This is a genomic window from Psittacicella hinzii (assembly GCF_003585885.1).
GTDB lineage: Bacteria > Pseudomonadota > Gammaproteobacteria > Enterobacterales > Psittacicellaceae > Psittacicella.
Genome location: NZ_NRHC01000087.1, coordinates 1 through 3084, shown reverse-complemented (window position 1 = coordinate 3084; position 3084 = coordinate 1). Strand labels below are relative to the sequence as shown.

The 3084-nt window shown below is 46.0% G+C and carries 1 rRNA gene; it reads left to right on the top strand.

Annotated features, from left to right (window positions below):
* The first annotated feature begins 171 nt into the window (after positions 1 to 171).
* Positions 172 to 3053: ribosomal RNA gene (locus CKF54_RS06430) — 23S ribosomal RNA — on the top strand.
* The last annotated feature ends 31 nt before the right edge of the window (positions 3054 to 3084 follow it).

Here is a 3084-nt window from a genome sequence, read left to right as displayed (position 1 = left end):
AAACAAGCGAAAAGCAAGTAAATACAATTACTAAGTATTCAAGTTTATTCTAATCATGTATTAAGAATAAAACCTTGTTCTTATGTAAGCATTAAAACAGCTATATATACAAACCTTTAATAGCAACTTTTTCTTGATTGATTTAACTCAATTAAGAAAGTATGAGTTGGACTATTAATTGAATAAGTGTAAGCGGTGGATGCCTTGGCAATCAGAGGCGATGAAGGACGTGCTAATCTGCGATAAGTCTGGAGGAGTTGATAAGAAGCGTTAAAACTCCAGAATTTCCGAATGGGGAAACCCGATAGAGCAAATCTCTATCACTGCGTAAGCAGAGCGAACCCGGAGAACTGAAACATCTAAGTACCCGGAGGAAAAGAAATCAACCGAGATTCCGTTAGTAGTGGCGAGCGAAAGCGGACTAGCCGTTAATGATAGCATTTATAGTAGCAGAATAACCTGGAAAGGTTAATCACAGAGGGTGATAGTCCCGTATGCGAAACTGTAGATGTGGTACTAAGTTAACAACAAGTAGGGCGGGACACGTGAAATCCTGTCTGAAGATGGGTGGCTCATCATCCAAGGCTAAATACTACTGATTGACCGATAGTGAACCAGTACCGTGAGGGAAAGGCGAAAAGAACCCCTGTTAGGGGAGTGAAATAGAACCTGAAACCGCTTACATACAAGCAGTGGGAGCATATTTATATGTGACTGCGTACCTTTTGTATAATGGGTCAGCGAGTTATTTTCTGTAGCGAGGTTAACTAAATCAGGGAGCCGTAGCGAAAGCGAGTCTTAACTAGGCGTTTAGTTGCAGGAAGTAGACCCGAACCCCGGTGATCTAGTTATGGGCAGGTTGAAGTTGTAGTAACATACATTGGAGGACCGAACCGACTACTGTTGAAAAAGTAGCGGATGACCTGTGACTAGGGGTGAAAGGCCAATCAAACCGGGAGATAGCTGGTTCTCCCCGAAATCTATTTAGGTAGAGCCTCATATGAATACTTCATGGGGTAGAGCACTGTTTCTTTGCGGGCGCCATCTCGGTGTACCAATAGGATGCAAACTCCGAATACGTGAAAGTACTATATGGGAGACACACCACGGGTGCTAACGTTCGTGGTGGAGAGGGAAACAACCCAGACCGCCAGCTAAGGTCCCAAAATCTATGTTAAGTGGGAAACGATGTGGGAAGGCACAGACAGCTAGGATGTTGGCTTAGAAGCAGCCACCATTTAAAGAAAGCGTAATAGCTCACTAGTCGAGTCGGCCTGCGCGGAAGATGTAACGGGGCTAAACATAGTACCGAAGCTGCGGCAATAATTTATTATTGGGTAGGGGAGCGTTCTGTAAGCTGTTGAAGGTGTATCGGGAGGTATGCTGGAGGTATCAGAAGTGCGAATGCTGACATAAGTAACGATAAAACGGGTGAAAAACCCGTTCGCCGGAAGACCAAGGTTTCCTATCCAACGGTATTCGTGGTAGGGTTAGTCGGCACCTAAGGCGAGGCAGAAATGCGTAGTCGATGGCAAACAGGTTAACATTCCTGTACTTAATACATATGCGATGGAGTGACGGAGAAGGTTAGGTCAGCTCACTGACGGAATAGTGAGTTTAAGCGTGTAGTTTGGCATACTAGGCAAATCCGGTATGCTATAGATGAGGCGTGATGAAGATAGTAACTTCGGTTACTAGATTGATTGATACCCAGCTTCCAAGAAAAGCTTCTAAGCTTAATATGTATTAAACCGTACTGTAAACCGACACAGGTGGTCAGGTAGAGAATACTCAGGCGCTTGAGAGAACTCGGGTGAAGGAACTAGGCAAAATAGCACCGTAACTTCGGGAGAAGGTGCGCTGGTTATGCTGTTAGTAGGCACGCTCTACAAAGCAGCAACCAGTCGAAGATACCAGCTGGCTGCAACTGTTTATTAAAAACACAGCACTCTGCAAACACGAAAGTGGACGTATAGGGTGTGACGCCTGCCCGGTGCTGGAAGGTTAATTGATGGTGTTAGGGCAACCGAAGCACTTGATCGAAGCCCCAGTAAACGGCGGCCGTAACTATGACGGTCCTAAGGTAGCGAAATTCCTTGTCAGGTAAGTTCTGACCTGCACGAATGGCGTAATGATGGCCAGGCTGTCTCCACCCGAGACTCAGTGAAATTGAAATCGCTGTGAAGATGCAGTGTACTTGCGGCTAGACGGAAAGACCCCGTGAACCTTTACTATAGCTTGACATTGAATATTGACCTATGATGTGTAGGATAGGTGGGAGACTGTGAAGTAAGGACGTCAGTTCTTATGGAGTCGTTGTTGAAATACCACTCTTCATATGTTGATATTCTAACTAAGGTGAGTGAATCCTCATCTAGGACATTGTCTGGTGGGTAGTTTGACTGGGGCGGTCTCCTCCCAAAGAGTAACGGAGGAGTACAAAGGTGGGCTAATCACGGTCGGACATCGTGAGTTTAGTATAATGGTAGAAGCCCGCTTGACTGCGAGACGTACATGTCGAGCAGGTGCGAAAGCAGGTCATAGTGATCCGGTGACTTTTCATGACAGAGTCATCGCTCAACGGATAAAAGGTACTCCGGGGATAACAGGCTGATACCGCCCAAGAGTTCATATCGACGGCGGTGTTTGGCACCTCGATGTCGGCTCATCACATCCTGGGGCTGCAGTAGGTCCCAAGGGTATGGCTGTTCGCCATTTAAAGTGGTACGCGAGCTGGGTTTAGAACGTCGTGAGACAGTTCGGTCCCTATCTGCCGTAAGCGTTAGATATTTGAAAGGGTCTGTCCTTAGTACGAGAGGACCGGGATGGACGAACCTCTGGTGTTCCAGTTGTCATGCCAATGGCATTGCTGGGTAGCTATGTTCGGACGGGATAACCGCTGAAAGCATCTAAGCGGGAAACCTTCCTTAAGATGAGATATCTTTTCTTTAAGAAATAAGGGTTGTTGTAGACTACGACGTTGATAGGTGAGATGTGTAAGAGCTGTGAGGCTTTGAGCTAACTCATACTAATTGCCCGAATGATTAATAGTCCAACTCATACTTGAGTTTGGTGAGTATGTAA